Source organism: Paenibacillus sp. JNUCC32, from assembly GCF_014863545.1.
In the GTDB taxonomy this organism is placed as follows: Bacteria; Bacillota; Bacilli; order Paenibacillales; family Paenibacillaceae; genus Paenibacillus_AQ; species Paenibacillus_AQ lautus_A.
Genome location: NZ_CP062260.1, coordinates 4,146,134 through 4,163,388, shown reverse-complemented (window position 1 = coordinate 4,163,388; position 17,255 = coordinate 4,146,134). Strand labels below are relative to the sequence as shown.

General features: G+C 54.7%; 12 protein-coding genes. 11 read left to right on the top strand and 1 reads right to left on the bottom strand.

Features of this window, described 5'->3' with window-relative positions:
• Nucleotides 1–41: 41 nt before the first annotated feature.
• The 4 genes from JNUCC32_RS18735 to JNUCC32_RS18720 all read left to right on the top strand — a co-directional run bounded on the left by JNUCC32_RS18735 (nucleotide 42) and on the right by JNUCC32_RS18720 (nucleotide 7,940).
• On the top strand, nucleotides 42–743 hold the full coding sequence (locus JNUCC32_RS18735; RefSeq protein ID WP_192569439.1) for an ABC transporter ATP-binding protein: 702 nt from the start codon (nucleotides 42–44) through the stop codon (nucleotides 741–743).
• Between the two features lie 10 nt (nucleotides 744–753).
• Nucleotides 754–4,068, top strand: a complete 3,315-nt coding sequence (locus JNUCC32_RS18730; protein ID WP_192569438.1) for an ABC transporter permease — start codon at nucleotides 754–756, stop codon at nucleotides 4,066–4,068.
• A gap of 286 nt (nucleotides 4,069–4,354) precedes the next feature.
• A complete protein-coding gene (locus JNUCC32_RS18725) occupies nucleotides 4,355–6,097 on the top strand; it encodes an ABC transporter ATP-binding protein (protein ID WP_192569437.1) in 1,743 nt (580 codons plus the stop codon).
• Nucleotides 6,078–7,940 carry an ABC transporter ATP-binding protein gene (locus JNUCC32_RS18720; RefSeq protein ID WP_192569436.1) on the top strand — a complete coding sequence of 621 codons (1,863 nt, stop codon included), beginning with the start codon at nucleotides 6,078–6,080 and terminating at the stop codon, nucleotides 7,938–7,940. Before JNUCC32_RS18725 ends, JNUCC32_RS18720 begins: the two co-directional genes overlap by 20 nt.
• A 309-nt stretch (nucleotides 7,941–8,249) precedes the next feature.
• Here JNUCC32_RS18720 and JNUCC32_RS18715 read toward each other — a convergent pair whose 3' ends face one another.
• Nucleotides 8,250–9,644 carry an MFS transporter gene (locus JNUCC32_RS18715; protein WP_192569435.1) on the bottom strand — a complete coding sequence of 465 codons (1,395 nt, stop codon included), beginning with the start codon at nucleotides 9,642–9,644 and terminating at the stop codon, nucleotides 8,250–8,252.
• Between the two features lie 119 nt (nucleotides 9,645–9,763).
• On the opposite strand from JNUCC32_RS18715, the gene JNUCC32_RS18710 reads away from it, so the two are divergent.
• The 7 genes from JNUCC32_RS18710 to JNUCC32_RS18680 all read left to right on the top strand — a co-directional run bounded on the left by JNUCC32_RS18710 (nucleotide 9,764) and on the right by JNUCC32_RS18680 (nucleotide 17,228).
• Nucleotides 9,764–10,675 (top strand): LysR family transcriptional regulator, encoded by a 912-nt coding sequence (locus JNUCC32_RS18710; RefSeq protein ID WP_192569434.1) that lies wholly within the window; start codon nucleotides 9,764–9,766, stop codon nucleotides 10,673–10,675.
• A 351-nt stretch (nucleotides 10,676–11,026) separates the two neighbouring features.
• The gene (locus JNUCC32_RS18705; RefSeq protein ID WP_192569433.1) at nucleotides 11,027–11,803 is read left to right on the top strand and encodes an ABC transporter permease; all 777 of its coding nucleotides are present in this window, start codon (nucleotides 11,027–11,029) and stop codon (nucleotides 11,801–11,803) included.
• Complete coding sequence (locus JNUCC32_RS18700; RefSeq protein ID WP_192569432.1) at nucleotides 11,800–12,600, top strand: ABC transporter permease; 801 nt, start codon at nucleotides 11,800–11,802, stop codon at nucleotides 12,598–12,600. Before JNUCC32_RS18705 ends, JNUCC32_RS18700 begins: the two co-directional genes overlap by 4 nt.
• Before the next feature lie 15 nt (nucleotides 12,601–12,615).
• Nucleotides 12,616–13,602 (top strand): ABC transporter ATP-binding protein, encoded by a 987-nt coding sequence (locus JNUCC32_RS18695; RefSeq protein WP_192569431.1) that lies wholly within the window; start codon nucleotides 12,616–12,618, stop codon nucleotides 13,600–13,602.
• A gap of 90 nt (nucleotides 13,603–13,692) precedes the next feature.
• Nucleotides 13,693–14,367 carry a response regulator transcription factor gene (locus JNUCC32_RS18690; RefSeq protein WP_192569430.1) on the top strand — a complete coding sequence of 225 codons (675 nt, stop codon included), beginning with the start codon at nucleotides 13,693–13,695 and terminating at the stop codon, nucleotides 14,365–14,367.
• Between the two features lie 172 nt (nucleotides 14,368–14,539).
• Complete coding sequence (locus JNUCC32_RS18685) at nucleotides 14,540–15,010, top strand: DUF3995 domain-containing protein (RefSeq protein ID WP_192569429.1); 471 nt, start codon at nucleotides 14,540–14,542, stop codon at nucleotides 15,008–15,010.
• Nucleotides 15,011–15,257: 247 nt separating this feature from the next.
• A complete protein-coding gene (locus tag JNUCC32_RS18680) occupies nucleotides 15,258–17,228 on the top strand; it encodes a tetratricopeptide repeat protein (protein ID WP_192569428.1) in 1,971 nt (656 codons plus the stop codon).
• Nucleotides 17,229–17,255: the final 27 nt, after the last annotated feature.

The following is a 17,255-nucleotide window of genomic DNA, read 5'->3' as shown; positions in this document are numbered from 1 at the left end:
TCCAGGCCGATAAGGCAACGATGAGTTGGGAGTGGAGTAACATGGCTTTTGTGAGCATTAAGGATGGATATAAGCGCTATCGGATGGGCGAGACCACCATTGTAGCCAACGACGGAATCAACCTGGAGATCGAAAAGGGCGAGTTCGCGATTATCGTCGGTCCCAGCGGCGCAGGAAAATCCACGGTGCTGAACATATTGGGCGGCATGGACACCGCCGATGAGGGGCAAGTGCTGGTGGATGGAACGGACATAGCCAAGTTTAACAGCAAGGAGCTGACGGGATATCGGCGCAATGACGTCGGATTTGTGTTCCAATTTTACAACCTGGTTCCCAATCTGACGACAAAAGAAAACGTGGAATTAGCCTCGCAGATTTCGCCCCGAGCTCTGGATGCCGAACAAGTGCTGCGGGATGTCGGCCTGGAGCAGCGCCTGAACAATTTTCCGGCACAGCTGTCCGGCGGCGAACAGCAGCGGGTGGCGATTGCCAGGGCGCTTGCCAAGCAGCCGAAGCTGCTTCTCTGCGATGAACCCACGGGTGCGCTTGATTACCATACCGGGAAGCAGGTACTCAAGCTGCTCCAGGATACCTGCATCCTCACCGGAACGACCGTTATCGTCATTACGCATAATTCTGCCCTGGCACCGATGGCCGATCGCATCATTGAGATCAATAATGCCAAGGTTCGGAAGACGGTGGTAAATCCGAATCCCGTTTCCGTAGACAGCATTGAGTGGTAGGGAGACATCGATGATGAAGAAGAAAGCGTTATGGACTGATATTTTCCGGGAAATATCGCGTACAAAGGCACGGTTTCTGTCCATTTTTGCGATTATTATGCTCGGCGTTGGCTTTTTCGCGGGGATCAAGGCCACCGGGCCGGATATGCTGGATACGGCGGATCACTACTATAAGGATTTAAAACTGATGGACCTTAAGGTTCAATCGACCTTGGGTCTCGAACCAAGCGATATTGAAAAGCTGAAACGGGTTGCCGGCGTGGATGCGGTTCAACCGGGCTACGGCGCGGACGTATTTCTCGGCGACAGCGGGCGGATCGCGAAGGTGCTCTCCTATGACCCAGGAAATAATCTGAATCAATATGTGCTTACAGAGGGGCGAATGCCAGAGGCAGCAGGCGAAATCGTCATCGATGCAGGAGAAAGAGGAAACGAATTTAAACTGGGGGATCAGGTCACCTTTACCAATCCGGATCAGGAAGTGGATTTGGGGGAAACGTTTGATCATCTGACGTACACGGTCGTGGGAAGAGCGAAAAGCCCGCTGTTCATAAGCAGCATGAGCCGGGGAACGAGCGGTATCGGCAAAGGGACGGCGGATGTATTTGCCGTTATTCCGGAGAAGGATTTTAAACTGCCTGTTTATACGGAAGTCTATATGACCTTTCAAGACACGGCGGAACCTGCTCCTTATACAGCCGAGTATGACGATAAAATCAGCCGGCACAAAGAAGCGGTTGAACTGGCGCTGGAGGCCATGCCGCAGGAGCGGCTGGCGGAAATCCGTGCAGAAGGGCAGAAGAAGCTGGACGAGGCGATGGGCAAGATCGAGGATGCCAAGAGGCAGCTTGCCGATGCGGAGCAGGTGTTAACGGATGCCAGGCTCAAGCTGAATGAAGGCGAGCAAGCGTACCGCGATGGGGTGAACAAGCTTCAGGCCGAGCTGGGGCAAGGGCAGGCTAAACTCGATGCGGCGGAAAAAGAACTTTCGCAAGGCAGAGCGGAACTGAAACGCAATCAGCAGAAGCTGGAACAGGGCCGGAATCAGCTCAAGACGGGTCAGAGCCAATTGGATCAGCAAAAGGCGGAGCTTGCGCCGAAGCTGGCACAAGGACAGCAATTGGCGAAGGCGCTGCAGCAAATCTCCGGCTTGGACCCGGAGGTCATTCCTGACGAGCAGAGGCAAGAGCTGCTCTCGGCAGCTCAGTCAGCCGATCCGAAACTAGCGGTCGCCGTCGGCGGCTTCATGGACGGCGCATTGGACGGCGCTGCTTTGCGACAGGCGGCTTCCGCGTTCCAGCGTGGCCTGGGCGAGGCTTCGCTGCAGCTGGATCAGGCTGAGCAGAAGCTGGATGCAAGCGAAGCAGAGCTGAAGGACGGGCAGGCTAAGCTTCGGGAAGCCGAGCGTCAGCTCGCGCAGGGCGAGGCTTCGTTGAAGCAAGGAACCGAAGAGCTTGCAGCCGCCAGACGGGAGGGGGAAGCCAAGCTCGCGAATGCGAAAGCGGAGCTTGCCCAAGGACAGGCGGACTACCGGGAAGGTCAGGAGAAATTCAAAGAGGAAAAAGCAAAGGCTATGCGGGAGATCGCCGACGGCGAGAAGGAAGTGGCCGAGGGCCGGAAGGAGCTGGATCAGCTTGAGCTTCCCAAGGTCTATGTCATGGACCGCAGCGTCAACCCGGGATATACCGAGTACAGCGATAACGCGGACCGCTTATCTTCCATTGCGACCGCGTTCCCGGTTTTCTTTTTCCTGATCGCGGCCCTCGTCAGTCTGACGACGATGACCCGGATGGTTGAGGAGCAGCGGCTGCAGATCGGAACCCTGAAAGCCCTCGGTTACAGCAACCGGGACGTGGTGAAAAAGTTTCTGGTCTATTCGACGCTGGCGAGCGTTGCCGCATCGGCTGCCGGACTGGCCGTCGGCTTTACCCTGTTTCCCGCCATCATCTATGATGCTTACGGCGCTTTGTATAATCTGCCCGATGTAAGAACCAGCTTCTATCTCAGCTATAGCATCGTCTCGGTTGTCGTGGCTGTGCTCTGTACCACCATGACGGCTTATGTGGCCGTGCGGGTGGAGCTTCGAAGCAACGCCTCGGTCCTGATGCGTCCAAGGGCGCCCAAAAACGGGTCCCGCATATGGCTGGAGCGAGTGCCATGGGTGTGGAACCGGCTCGGCTTTATTGGAAAAGTAACCGCGCGAAATCTCTTCCGCTACAAGCAGCGGATGTTCATGACGGTCTGCGGCGTGGCCGGGTGCACGGCCCTCATTCTGACCGGTTTCGGTCTTAAGGACTCCATCGGGGATATCGCGCCGATGCAATACGGCAAAATCATGCAGCACCAGGCGACCGTGGTATTCCAAGAAGATAACGGCGAGAGCGGCGGGCTGGAGGACTATAACAAGCGCCTAGCGGGAGTTCCGGAGATTACGGGAATCCTGAACGTGACCCAGGAGGCGATGACCGCGGCGGCCCCCGGCGTGAACGGCCAGGATGTGAATTTGTTCGTGCCGCAATCGCCGGAGAAGATCGATTCGTTTATCGTGCTGAAGCCCCGCGAACAGGAGCAGACGCTGTCGCTGACGGATGACGGCGCGATCATTACCGAGAAGCTGGCCAAGCTGTTCGATCTCGGCATTGGCAGCACATTCACGGTTCAGAACAGCGATAATGAACCTTTTGAAATGCGCGTGGCGGGGATTACGGAGAACTATGCCTTGCACTACGTGTACATGACGCCGAAATACTACGAAGACATTTTTGACGCAGCGCCCGAAGCGAACAGCCAGCTATTGACTTATGACCGTAAGGATCCGGGGTGGGAGGATCGGCTCGGGGAATCGCTAACCGCAAGCGAACGGGTCGCCATGGTGAGTTTCACGAGCGGCGTGAGCGACGCCTTCAGCGATACGATGGACAGCATGAACGTCGTGGTGGTCGTCCTCATTGTGTCCGCTGCGGCCCTCGCGTTTGTCGTGCTGTACAATCTGACGAATATCAACGTATCCGAACGGATACGCGAGCTGTCGACAATTAAGGTGCTTGGCTTCTACGACAAGGAAGTAACCATGTACATTTATCGCGAAAACATGATCCTGACCGTGCTCGGGATCATAGCGGGCAATCTGGCAGGCATATTCCTGCACCGCTTCGTGCTACTGACCGCAGAAGTGGATGCGATGATGTTCAGTCCCACCATCCATGAAATCAGTTATGGCTACGCGGCGCTGCTGACGCTGCTGTTCTCGGCCATCGTCATGGCTTCCATGCATTACAAGCTGAAGCGGATCGACATGATCGAAGCGCTGAAGTCCGTGGAATAACATATAGTTAAGGCATGAGAGCCATTTTCGCGGGAGACGATCCTTGTGAACGGGCTCTCTTTTTCGCTGCCTGTTCATCCTGGTTTTTATGTTGCCGCCATGCGTGAAGAGGTATTGGAATGCGATTTCCGGCGATAATTTTCATCCGCCGGCAAGATCTAGGAGAAAATATATTATAATAGACATATCCAGCCATTGTACGAACTAATATTGCTACTACATGAAGACCTGTGGGTAAATGATGTAAGAAATAGGATAAGGGTCTTCGACACTCGGAGGAATGCATATGGGAATTGTCTTCTCGATCTTGAAAAAGTACCGCGTTGCAGCGATTGCGGCACTTGCCATGATGCTGATCGAGCTCACCGTCGAGCTGATTCAGCCGCTGCTTATCTCCAAAATCATCGACGACGGCATACAGAAGCAGGACATGTCCGTCGTATGGATGTGGGGAGCCGTTTTGACTGGAAGCGCTATTATAGCCTTCATCGCCGGGATATCCAGCTCTTTTTTTGCGGCGCATACGAGTCAGGGGCTCGGTTATGATCTTCGCGATCAATTGTATGACAAGGTGCAGTCTTTCTCTTATTCGATATTTAACCGGTTCGCCACTTCATCGTTGATTACCAGGCTTACGGGTGACGTCACCCAGATTCAGGACACGGTGTTCATGGGCTTGCGGTTCATGACGCGCGTTCCGCTGGTGGTGCTCGGCAGCATTATCATGGCACTGGTCGTGAATGTGAAGCTGGGCTTGCTGCTTGTGCTGACCGTGCCCGTATTGTTTATTTTCATCGCTTGGATCATGAAGCGGGCTGCCGATGCGTTCCGCAGCGTCCAGCAGCGGCTGGATGCGGTGAACGGCGTCATCCAGGAGAATCTGACCGGGATTCGATTGATCCGCGTATTCGTGCGCATGGGCCATGAAATTGAGCGCTTTGCCCGTACCTCCGGCAAGCTGATGAGCACCACCGTCTCGACCTTGCGATTAACGGAGACCACGATGCCGTTTATTCTCCTCGTCATGAACGCCGGGATCATGGCGGTCCTGTGGTTCGGCCGCAAAGATATTGCGTCCGGCAGTGCCAGCGTCGGCGAGGTGGTCGCCGTCGTCAACTATTCCCTGCGCTGCATCGGCGCCATGTCAGCCCTGTCTTGGGTCGTCGTTGCCTTTTCCCGCGGACGGGCTTCCGCCCAGCGTGCGCAGGAGGTGCTGGGCACGGAGGATACGGCGGCAGGCGCAAACAAGGACCAAGCCGGAAAAGTGGATATTCAGGGGGGCGTCAAATTCGAGCAAGTGAGCTTCAGTTATCCGGGCAGCGACATCGACGTCCTGACGGATATTTCCTTTGAAGCGAAGCCCGGCGAGCGCATCGCCATCATGGGAGCCACGGGTTCCGGCAAATCCTCGCTGGTCCAGCTGATTCCGCGGCTTTACGAGGAAGAGAAGGGGACCGTGCTCGTAGACGGCGTGGACGCCGCGTCGATCGATGAGGTGAACCTGCGCAGCAGCATCGGCTATGTGCCGCAGGAAGTGCTGCTCTTCTCCGGGACGGTGCGGGAGAATATTGCTTGGGGACGCGAGGATGCAACGATGGAAGAAATTCAGGAGGCGGCTCGCCGAGCTCAGATTCATGAGACCATTGAGCATCTGCCTAACGGGTATGACACGATGCTGGGCCAGCGCGGGGTCAATTTGTCCGGCGGACAGAAGCAGCGCCTGTCGATTGCGCGGGCGCTCGTGCGAAAGCCCGCCATCCTCATTCTGGACGACAGCACCAGCGCTCTTGACGTCCGAACGGAAGGCGCCCTGCTGGATGCCCTCAAGGATTTATCCTGCACGACGTTTTTGATTACGCAGAAGATCAGCTCGACCACTTCGGCGGATTTGATTTTGCTGCTGGATGACGGGCGTTTGATCGGAAAAGGGAATCATGACGCTTTGATGAAAAGCTCCGCTCTGTATCGACGCATCTATGAATCCCAGTATGGAGAGGAGGCGCAGCATCATGCTCAAGGCATTCACTGAACCGTTTCGTCACCCGAAACCGAAGCTGGATCTTGACAAGAACAAGGATGGCGGCAGCCGTGGCGGCAAGCCGAAAGCCAAGGCCAAAAACTGGTCGGGCACCCTCTCCAGGATATGGACCTATCTTGCCCGGCGCAAAGGGAAACTCGCGCTCGTGCTGCTGATGGTGATGTTCAGCTCGGGCCTGGCGCTGCTGGGTCCCTATCTGCTCGGCGTCGGGGTGGACAAATTTCTGGATGATGTAAGAAATCCCGACAGCTCCATCGATTCCGCCTGGCTGTACTTTCTGGTTGGCCTGGCCGTCGTATATGTCCTCCAGGCCTTAACCACCTGGCTGCACAACGTCTGGATGATCGGCATCGCCCAAGAGACCGTGTACCGGATGCGGATGGATCTGTTCACGCATCTGCACCGGCTGCCGATTCCGTTCTACGGCAAGCGCCAGCAGGGCGAAATCATGAGCCGTCTGACGAATGACATCGAGAACGTGAGCTCGACGCTCAACAGCTCGGCCATTCAAATCTTCTCGAGCGTGCTGACCTTAATCGGCACGTTAACCGTCATGTTATGGCTTAGCCCGCTGCTTACGCTGCTGACGTTCCTGGTCGTGCCCCTGATGATGATGGGGATGCGCTGGATTACCCGCCGAACCGGCCCGCTGTTTAAAGAGCGTCAGCGCAATCTGGGGGATCTGAACGGTTACATTGAAGAAACGCTGTCCGGGCAGCGAATCATCAAGGCTTTTTCCCAGGAGGAACGGGTGGTCCGCGAATTCGATGAGCGCAATCAACGGATTCGTCTATCGGGCTTCTGGGCGCAGAGCATATCGGGCTTCATTCCGAAGCTGATGAACGGGCTCAACAATTTGAGCTTTGCGATCGTAGCAGGCATTGGCGGCATTCTGGCGATTCAGGGCCATATTACGATCGGCGTCATCATTATATTCGAAAGTTACGCGCGGCAGTTTACGAGACCGCTGAACGATCTGGCGAACCAATGGAATACGCTGCTCTCCGCCATTGCAGGTGCGGAACGCGTATTCGAAGTGCTGGACGAAGAGGTGGAAGCGAAGGATGAAGGAGCGGCCGTCACGCTGAAGAGCGTAGAGGGGGCGGTCAAGTTCGACAAAGTCTCGTTCTCTTACGATAAAGACGGGGACACCCTGGAAGGCATCAGCTTTGAAGCAAAGCCCGGCGAGATGATTGCGCTGGTCGGTCCGACCGGTGCGGGAAAAACCACCTTGATCCAGCTTCTCTCCAGGTTCTACGATCCGGACAGCGGAAGCATTACCCTGGACGGCCGGGACATTTCTTCGGTCCGCAGGGAAAGCCTGCGTTCGCAGATGGCTTTCGTGCTTCAGGATTCGTTCCTGTTTCAGGGCACCATCCGTGAGAATATCCGTTTCGGCCGGCTGGATGCGACCGACGAAGAAGTGGAGGAAGCCGCAAAATTGGCTAACGCCCACTCGTTCATCGTGCGCATGAAGGACGGTTATGACAAAATGCTCAAGCCTGACGGCAGCGGCATCAGCCAAGGGCAGAAGCAGCTGCTTGCGATCGCAAGGGCGATTCTGGCCAACCACTCCATGCTGGTGCTGGATGAAGCGACAAGCAGCATCGATACCGTAACGGAGATCAAGATCCAGGAAGGGCTGCAGCGATTGATGAAAGGCAGGACGAGCTTCGTGATAGCCCATCGTCTGAATACCATCCGCTCCGCCGACCGCATCCTGGTGCTGAAAGACGGACGCCTGCTGGAGCAGGGCTCCCATGATGAGCTGCTGAAGCAGGGAGGGTTCTACAGCGACTTATATCATGGACAGCTGAAGCGCGCCGCCATGTAACCTTAGAGTGGCACCAAGAGGAAGAAGCGCATGTTCTTCTCTGCCCGCAGCCGCGTTTGGACGTATAAGGGTTACCAGGTATAGGCAGGTACCATAAGTATCCATAGCATCGTCATCGCATGTAACAAATTAGAGGCATCAGGACATCATCAAAACCACCGGAGCGGCTTACAGCCAAGCGTTGCTCCGGTGGTTTTTTTGTCGGCATGCGCGGATTCAGATCTGCGCAGCCTGTATGCGAATAGCCCCGATCATAGTCGGATGGGCAGGCATGTTTTCATCAAACGACCCCGCATTGGCTGCCGTTCCTTATTTGGATCCGGTGGTTTGAACCTGCAGCTTATGCTGTGCAGTCCTGCCAAATTGCAGCATAAACAGCAGAAGGATTCCTGCTTGCAACGCCACCAAGACGATATAGATGTTGCTGTAGGTCGATGCTCCCTGTACCATGTTCAGCGGGTTCCAGCGGGAGCCGGCGCCAAGGTCGACGGCTTTGCCGTAAACCCCGGTGGCAATCGCGCCGGACAGGAAGTTAAGCAGGGAGAACAGTCCCATGCCGACGCCGGTTTGCTCTTTGGGCAGCGATAAGGAAATCGTCTTGGAGAGCGAGATTTGCATAAACATGATACCGACGTTGCCGAAGATCAGGAACAGTGCAATCAGGAGCGGCGATACGCCAGCAAAGGTGGACAACAGGGCAAAGCACAGCAGCAGCAGGGTGGAAGCCGCATAGAATAAATAGCGGGTTCCCTTGGTATCGGCGAGCTTACCGCCTCTTCCGCCGAGCATGGCCGTGACGACGGCACCGGGCACCATGACAAATCCGATCCATCCCGGAGCCAGACCGTTCAAATCCGACAGCAGCTGCGGAGTAAGAAAGGGCAGCGCATACCCGACGCTCATGATGAACATGCCGAGGACAAGTCCGACCGTATAGCTTGGGTTGCGGAATAAACGGGGCTGGACAAAAGGCGCTTTAGCCGAACGAATGCGCAGAAGGAACGCAAGGAACAGGATCAGGCTGCCTAAACCGAATATCCAGCCACCTTGGGTCACCGCCAGAAGCAGCAGCGCGACCGTTCCGGCCAGAAGGCCGCCGCCGAGCCAATCGATCCGTGCGCCCTCGCCCTGTTCATTGCCCAGATATTTGCGATAGAGAGGGAGGGTGACCAGGATGAGCAGCGGAATGAAAAAGAGCCATCTCCAATGGAACGTGCTAACGACCAATGCGGAAACCACTGGCCCGACCGCGTTGCCGATAGCGAGCCCGGTCGCCGTTATGCCGAGTGCGCGGCCCCGGTTTTCCGCAGGGAAGTAACGGACCGGAATGATCATGGCGATTGCCGGAATGACGGCTGCCCCCGCTGCCTGAAGGATCCGTCCCAGCAGCACCATCCAGTAGGCCTGTGCGGCCAAGCCCGTGATGGAACCGACAAAGAAGAGAAGCAATCCGAAGGTGACCAGATTTTTGAGTTTATAGGTGTCGGCCAATTTTCCGTACAGGACGGAGCCTATGGCATAGATGAGCATGTAAATCGACGATACCCAGCTGACCTGGGCGAAGGAAAGCCGGAATTCCTGGCTGATTTCCGGAAGCACGATATTAAACATGGTTGCGCTCATCGACGAGAGAATCATCGTAAACGCCAGAATGCGTATTAATTTTTCAGCCGGCGGCTGTTGCGGTTGTTGATGTTCGTTCATGTGATTTCCCCCTTTCCTTTGGTTACGATTTATTCTACAATCGATAGTTAATAAATAAAAATATATATTATGACATGCATTCATATACTCAAGGATATCAATAAAGGAGGAAGAACCCCATGGAACTGCTTCAGCTGCATTATTTTCAGACGGTGGCCCGAATGGAGCATATGACCAAGGCCGCGAAGGAACTTCGCATTGCCCAGCCTGCGCTCAGCAAGACGATTGCCCGCTTGGAGGAAGATTTGGGCGTGCCTCTGTTTGATCGGCAGAGCCGGCAAATTAAGCTCAATTCATTCGGGAAGGCTTTTCTGAAAAGCGTCGATACGGCGTTATCGGCCCTAGAGGAAGGCAGGAGGGAAGTGTCCGATTTGGCAGGCATGGAGCGGGGGAGCATCCGCATAGCAACGACGGCATTGCCCCGGCTGTCCAAAGCCCTGGGCGCTTTCCGCGCGCGATATCCTGACGTGAATTTTCGCATCATTCAGATTCCGCCCGACTCCACGATGGAGATGGTGCAGATGCTGGAAAACGGAGAAATCGATCTGTGCTTTACCGCGGCGGCCCTGGACGAAGACCACATTCGGGAGATTCCGGTCCTCCATGCGGAGGTGTTCCTGGCGGTGCCTCACGGCCATCGATTGGCGGGACGGTCCCGCATTTCCCTTCAGGAGGTGGCGGGGGAGGCCTTCATCGAGTACAAGGCAGGCCATCCGTTTCGTAAAATGAACGAAGAGTTTTGCCGATTGGCCGGGATCAGCCGGGAAGTCGTATGTGAAGTCGATGAGCCGGCGGCATTGTCCAGCCTCGTATCGGCCGGGCTTGGAGCCGCATTTGTACCCGGATGCAAAGGGGACGACATGCCCCCGTACGCGATGGTGCGCATCGAGAAGCCTTCCTGCTACCGCACCTTTACCATAGCTTGGCTGGAGCGGCGCTACTTGTCCAAGGCCGCAACGGAGTTCCAGTCATTCCTGGTAGACTATTTCGGCGAGTTTCAGGAGCCGATGAAGCATAAAGACGTGATCTGACAAATCACGTCTTTTTTCTGTCCGGCCGCCTCCCTTCTACATAAGCCGAGCATTCCCTTCATACCGTTTTTTAGACCAAAGAACAGGGAGAAGTAGATGGCCCCGCCGCCCGTTGGTTACTTTTCATGACGATGAAGTCTTCGCACGCCCATGACGTTTGTTCTCAACCGGCTTAGGGAGAAGAAGGCTTCTTTTTAACGCCGGAACTTCCGCCTGATATTCACTTGATATCCCTTGCGAAAAAATCCTTGCCTGAAATGGAACGTTCTGGTATGCTATTGTCCTTCTCTCATTTTCGCCTTGTCTGAAGTGGATGGGTCCGCCATCTAAAATGCTTATCGGAGGTGCTTCATGCTTTATTTCACATTGGCTTCCAAAGCCTATGCCCGCAATTTGCAGTACCGCGGCGCCCACATGGTGCACAATGTCGCCAGTGCGATGTTCGGCTTCATGTATGCCTGTATCTGGCTCGGTCTCGGCGCCGATTACGCGCTCGGAGATTACGGAACGCAGGGAATGGTCGGCTACATCGCCTTTACGCAAGCCGCGCTCTGGGTTTCCAGTTTCGTCACGAATGGCCTCGGCATCCCCCAAGCCGTGCGAACCGGCCATATTTCCCTGGATTTGATGCGTCCCGTTCATTTGTTCAGTCATTTGATGGCCAAGGAATGGGGGCAAATCGCCTACCAATTCGTTTACAAAACAATCCCGATTTACCTGGTGTATTATTTTGCATTCTCGCTGCAGCTGCCTGGAAAAGCAGTCACCTTCCTCTACGTTGCCATTGCGCTCGCAGGCGCCGCCTACTTATCGATTTGCATCAACTATCTCATCGGCGCATCGGCATTATGGACAACGGAATCGTCTTGGTTGTATTGGGGCAACCACGCGATGATCAATCTCCTAGCCGGTTTCTTCATTCCCATCGAATGGCTGCCGGGCTGGCTTCAGGCGATTGCCTGGTGGTCGCCGTATCCGTATCTGCTCTATGTGCCGACCCGGATCTATTTGGGCTTCGATGACGTTTCCCATCTGTGGGGCACGTTGTCATGGTGCGTGCTGCTGACGCTGGCAAGCCTGCTGGCTACCGGATTCCTAAGGCGGAAAGTGGAGGTGCAGGGAGGATGACCGCGAGATCCTGGCTATCCCTGTATGCGCTGCTGATCCGTACGAGCATCAAAAGCCGCATGCAGTACAAATTCAATTTCATCCTGGCTTCGTTTCTTGCCGCATTGATCCAAATTTCCGAGTTTCTCATGGTCGCCATCGTCCTCTACAAGTTCGGAGCCATTCAGGGGTGGTCCATGCATGAAATCGGGTATTTGTTTGCCGTCATGACGCTGTCGAAGACGCTCTACCGGACGTTTGGGGATGAAGTGCATCATCTTGAGAGATATCTGGTCAACGGGGAGCTTGACCAGCTGCTGACCCGTCCCATGCCGGTGCTGCTGGCGCTCATGCCGCAGAAATTCCGGATCATGCTGGGCGAAGTGCTGCAGGGCGGTTTTCTGCTCTGGTGGTCGCTGCATGGCATGATGGCGGCAGGTCAGGTGGGATGGAGCGCGGTGCCGCAATCGCTGTACATTATCGTCACGGGTGCCGTCATCCTGTTCTCGATCGGCCTTGCGACCGCAACCTTCGGTTTTTGGACGACCCGGATCACCGAGCTTCAGAACCTGACGGAGGACGCAGCCCGGACGGCGGCCCAGTATCCGCTCACGCTGTATCCCAAATGGATGTCGTCGATCCTGCTGATCGTGGTCCCGGTCGGTTTGGTCAATTATGTCCCGTCGCTATACATACTGCGGGGCGAGCTCGGAGCCTGGGTGCTGCCTGCGTTGGCTGGAGCGGCCCTGTTATGTCTCGGTTTAAGCCTGAGGTTCTGGCAGTTTGGTTTGACGAAATATCAAAGTACAGGGAGCTAAAGGAGGATTGCGTCCATGATTGAAGTGAGCAACATACGCAAGGAGTTCAAAACGCCGGTCGTGAAGGAGGGGCGCTTCTCCGGTCTGCGAACCCTGTTTACGAGAGAATACCGGACGAAGGAAGCCGTGAGGGGGATCAGCTTTCAAGTGGAGCCGGGGGAATTCGTCGGTTACATCGGTCCGAACGGCGCCGGCAAATCCACAACGATCAAAATGCTGACCGGCATTCTCCACCCGACCTCGGGCAGCGTATCGATCGGAGGCAGGAATCCGCACAAGGAACGGCGCAGCGTCGTGAACAATCTGGGCGTCGTATTCGGTCAGCGCAGCCAGCTGTGGTGGGACTTGCCGGTGAAGGATTCCTACGATATTTTGGCGAAAATGTACAGCGTGGATCAGGCGGACAAGGAGCGCAGACTCGGACAGTTTGCAGAACTTCTGGATTTACGGGCGTTCTGGGAAACGCCTGTGCGCAAGCTGTCGCTCGGGCAGCGCATGCGCGCCGACCTCGCGGCCGCGATGCTGCATGATCCGGACGTGCTGTTCCTGGATGAGCCGACGATCGGCCTGGACGTGAACGCCAAGCGGAACATCCGCCATTTTCTCAAGCTGGTCAACGAGCAATTCGGCAAGACCATCCTGCTCACGACGCATGACATGGATGATATCGAACAGCTCTGCAATCGCGTGATGGTCATTAACAACGGCGAGCTTTCCTATGATGGAACGGTGAAGTCCCTGCGCGAGACGATCGGGCTGCCTACGGTCATCACCGTGACCTTCCGCGGACCTTTTGTTATCCCAGAACAGTTTCAGGGGGAAGGCAATCTTTCCGTCCCGATCCGCGTGACAGGTTCTCTGGATAACACCGTCACGATTGAGGTGAACCGCCGCGAGATGAACACGCTTGATATTTTTAAAGAGCTGGGCCGCTGGGGCGAGTTGGACGATATCGATATGGAAGATCCCGATTTTGAAGACGTGATTCATAAGGTATACTGACATCAAGAGAGGGCTTCAAATAGGAGCCCTCGTTTCACTCCAATATGCTAAACTACCAGTATATCCCTCATAAGGAGTCAAACATAGACGATGAGTTTTACTATTTTATACATAGAAGACGATAAGGAGATCGGCGCTTGGTCCAAAGATTTTTTAATCGAACTTGGCTATAAAGTGATCTGGAGGACTTCAGGCCATGATGCTATGGAATCTTTTGAAACGTGCAGCCTGGTCATACTGGACATCATGATCCCAGGATTGGATGGCTATACGATCGGACAGCGGTTCAAGCAGCGCCGTCCGGATGTACCGATCTTAATGCTGACTGCCAGAACGTCAATGGAGGATAAACTGCAAGGGCTATCCTTTGCCGACGATTACATGACCAAGCCGTTTCATCCCGACGAGCTGGCTGCGCGCATTCAAGTGCTGTTAAGACGTTCTGGTTCAATGGCTTCGGATAACCTCCAGGTGAAGCATTTAAATATTGACCGGAGAACGAACCGTATATTAAATACGGAAACGATGGATGAAATCGTTCTTACGGGCAAGCAATTTCACATTTTCATGTATTTAATCGATCATTTGAATCAAATATTGACCCAAAAGCAAATCTACGAGGCCGTATGGAGGGAACCGTATATTCATGGCGACAAATCGCTTATGGTGCATATTCGCCATTTACGGGAGAAGATCGAGATCGATTCAAGCTCTCCTCAAATTATAGAAACGATCCGGGGGGTCGGATACCGGGTGTGCTCATGAATGTGGGTTCGCTCGCATATGAGCAGACAAAGGAAATGAACTTGCAATGGGAAGTGAAGTCCACTCCTAGCGGCACCTCAGCTATGGTTTGGGCGGAAACTTAAACGAAACTTAAACTCCGAGTCAACTTAATGCTCTCTTTAGATAGGTATGATGAGCTTGAGGTGATGAAATGAATGATTCAAGAATGAAAAAAGCGGGGGTTGTTGCTTGCATTGCTGCTGTGCTGTATGCCCTTCCCCATTATTGGTGGGGGCTTGGCTTCGGGTTTGCTTTCCCCGGGGATTTCCAGGAGACGCCGGATGATTTTTGGTCACATGCGATCGGCTACTGGGGAATGGGAACCATCGCTATGTTGGCTGCCGTCTTCGCGCTAGCTTTCACCAGGCCTTGGGGGAGACGACTGCCGAAATGGATGTTAATTGTTCCTGCAACAGCCGGTTCGGTGTTGTTGTCATTATGGGGATTTATCTATTTCGCCCTGCAGTATCTGTTAGCGGTTGGACGCGTTCAGTCGGCCCCGATGCACGCTGCTCAAGATGCAAGCCCCATGGCGGCGTGGGGATACTTCTGGTATGCGCTTTTTCTGGTCTGGGGAATTTCGCTAGGCATTGCCGCATACCATGCCGGAAAAACCAGTTAGCGGAAAATGGAAGAGCATTTCACTAAATAATCGGAAGTAATATTTTGGATTGCACATTTTTGGTATCTTTATACAATATAATAGGATACACACCGAAAGAGGAGCCTGCAGGAGGTTCCTCTTTAATTTGGGTGCAAATGGACATAGAGGAAGTATAATATAGAGATAAGGCGAAAGCTGCCCCGGCTCTAATCATAGGAGCCCAAGAAACCCAAGAATAACATCTACATACAAAGGATGAGCCACCATGAAGTTGATGAAGCGGATCTGGTTCCGTATCGGGAACCATTACAGGAAGAAGCGGGATTTTGAGCAAGCCCTTAAATATATGAGAAAAGGCGAAAGCGCCATTACAAGTTTTAATGACAAGCTGCACTATGCGGAACTGCTGCACAACAGCGGCTATTCGGATGAGGCCGTGGCTTATCTGGGACGCGTGATCGAAACGAGCGGCAGCCATCGCGCGTACGAGCGGCGCGCCCATATTCTACGCGAGCTGAACCGGGAGCGCGAGGCCATCGAGGATTTGGATGAAGCGATTCGATTGAATGCGGACAATTATATGAATTGGTATACCCGGGGCATTGCGCACAAGGATTTGAACCAGTACGACGAGGCGATCCGGGATCTGAAGGAAAGCATCAAGCGGGAGGACGACAGCACGGTAATTTCGACCTACTATGAACTGGGCATGGCTTATTACGAGAGCGGGAATCCGGCGGAAGCGGCGCGCTATTTTCGTTTAAGCATCCAGAAGCCGGAGCGCGCCATTCCGATGTATTACTACATGCTGTCGGTGTCGCTGGATCTGATGGATCATGTGCAGGAAGCCGTGGGCGTCCTACAGGAGGGAATCCAGCTGGTTGACCGGTATGAAGCGGAAGCGGATGGCGGATATGCGCTGTTCGCGGGAAGCACCAACTACAGCTATGGCGCCTTCCAGACGTTTCAGCGGCAAGCGCGCGAGGCGTATTCCTTCCGGAAGCCCATGGCGGATCTGTACGTGCAGCTGGGGGATTTGGGGCAGGCCGAGCACTATCTGTCGGAGGCCATTGAACGGTATCCGGATACGTACGAACTTTACTTAAAGAGGGCGGAGGTCTTGAACCGGTCCGGCAGCAAAGCTGCGGCCAAAGCCGATTTGGAGTGGGCGATCGAGGCGGAACCGGACGATTACCGCGCTTATTTCGATTTGGCCCGTATCTACCGCGAGGATGCCCGGGAAGAGGAAGCCTTCGAGCTGATTTCGAAGCTGTATGCGAGACAGCCGGATTCTCCGCTGGCTTGCTACTGGATGGCCGACTGCTACTACCGGCTGGGTCGCCAGGAGGAGGCGCTGGCAATCAATGACAAGCTGCTTAAGCTTGAGCATGATGACGCGCCCAATTATGTTCAGCGTGCCGATATTTATATGGAGATGAACGATCTGCCGTCTGCGGAGCAGGCTTTGAAGGAAGCGGCCGCGCTCCAGGACGGGACCGAGATCCGCAACAAGCTCAGCTACGTGCTCTATCTTCAAGGACGCAACGAGGAAGCGCTGCTGGAGCTGCAGGAAGCGGTTAAGCAGGAGGAAGCCTTCTCGGAGCACCCGACGTACCTGGCGGCCAGCGGTCATATTTACAAGGAGATGGGCATGTGGGACCTTGCCATCGATGCGTATTCCCAGGCGATTCAAGCGCATCCGTCCAATCCGCGATTCTATGAATTCCGCGCCGTTTGCTTCGTGGAGACCGGCCAGCTCGAGCGGGGACTGGCGGACTGCGCTCAGGGGCTCAGCTTGAACCCGGGGCAGGGAAGCCTGTACAGCCTGCGAAGCGGAATTTATTATTCGATGGGAGACTACGCGCGCGCGAAGGAGGATACGCTGCAAGTGCTGGAGCTTTCGCCGGGTCACCCCGGGGCATATTTCAGGCTGGGGCAGATTTATTACAAGGATCAGGACGAAGATGCGGCATTGGCTGCATTTGACGAGGTGCTGAAGGTGGTGCCGGAGCATGCCGAAAGCTATCTGTACAAAGCGCATATCTATTACGGCCAGTTTGAGCATGAAGATGCGGTGCAGGCGATCGTGAACTGGAGTTTGCATCTTCAGAAGGAGATGCCGGCTGCGGAGAAAATTCAAGCCATCGAAGGCCTTGAGGGTTTTGAGGAAGGTTTGCTGGATAAGGCGGTTGAACGCTTAACGGGCATGTATGGACATCAGCTTTATTTATCTTGAGAGCATGCACTTTCTGGCAGTGGGCAA

What these genes read in the sequence shown, in the direction of transcription:
- JNUCC32_RS18695 (WP_192569431.1), top strand. Translation starts at nt 12,616, where the DNA reads ATGATTGAAGTGAGCAACATACGCAAGGAGTTCAAAACGCCGGTCGTG.
- JNUCC32_RS18690 (WP_192569430.1), top strand. Translation starts at nt 13,693, where the DNA reads ATGAGTTTTACTATTTTATACATAGAAGACGATAAGGAGATCGGCGCT.
- JNUCC32_RS18685 (WP_192569429.1), top strand. Translation starts at nt 14,540, where the DNA reads ATGAATGATTCAAGAATGAAAAAAGCGGGGGTTGTTGCTTGCATTGCT.
- JNUCC32_RS18680 (WP_192569428.1), top strand. Translation starts at nt 15,258, where the DNA reads ATGAAGTTGATGAAGCGGATCTGGTTCCGTATCGGGAACCATTACAGG.
- JNUCC32_RS18720 (WP_192569436.1), top strand. Translation starts at nt 6,078, where the DNA reads ATGCTCAAGGCATTCACTGAACCGTTTCGTCACCCGAAACCGAAGCTG.
- JNUCC32_RS18705 (WP_192569433.1), top strand. Translation starts at nt 11,027, where the DNA reads ATGCTTTATTTCACATTGGCTTCCAAAGCCTATGCCCGCAATTTGCAG.
- JNUCC32_RS18725 (WP_192569437.1), top strand. Translation starts at nt 4,355, where the DNA reads ATGGGAATTGTCTTCTCGATCTTGAAAAAGTACCGCGTTGCAGCGATT.
- JNUCC32_RS18715 (WP_192569435.1), bottom strand. Translation starts at nt 9,644, where the DNA reads ATGAACGAACATCAACAACCGCAACAGCCGCCGGCTGAAAAATTAATA.
- JNUCC32_RS18730 (WP_192569438.1), top strand. Translation starts at nt 754, where the DNA reads ATGATGAAGAAGAAAGCGTTATGGACTGATATTTTCCGGGAAATATCG.
- JNUCC32_RS18700 (WP_192569432.1), top strand. Translation starts at nt 11,800, where the DNA reads ATGACCGCGAGATCCTGGCTATCCCTGTATGCGCTGCTGATCCGTACG.
- JNUCC32_RS18710 (WP_192569434.1), top strand. Translation starts at nt 9,764, where the DNA reads ATGGAACTGCTTCAGCTGCATTATTTTCAGACGGTGGCCCGAATGGAG.
- JNUCC32_RS18735 (WP_192569439.1), top strand. Translation starts at nt 42, where the DNA reads ATGGCTTTTGTGAGCATTAAGGATGGATATAAGCGCTATCGGATGGGC.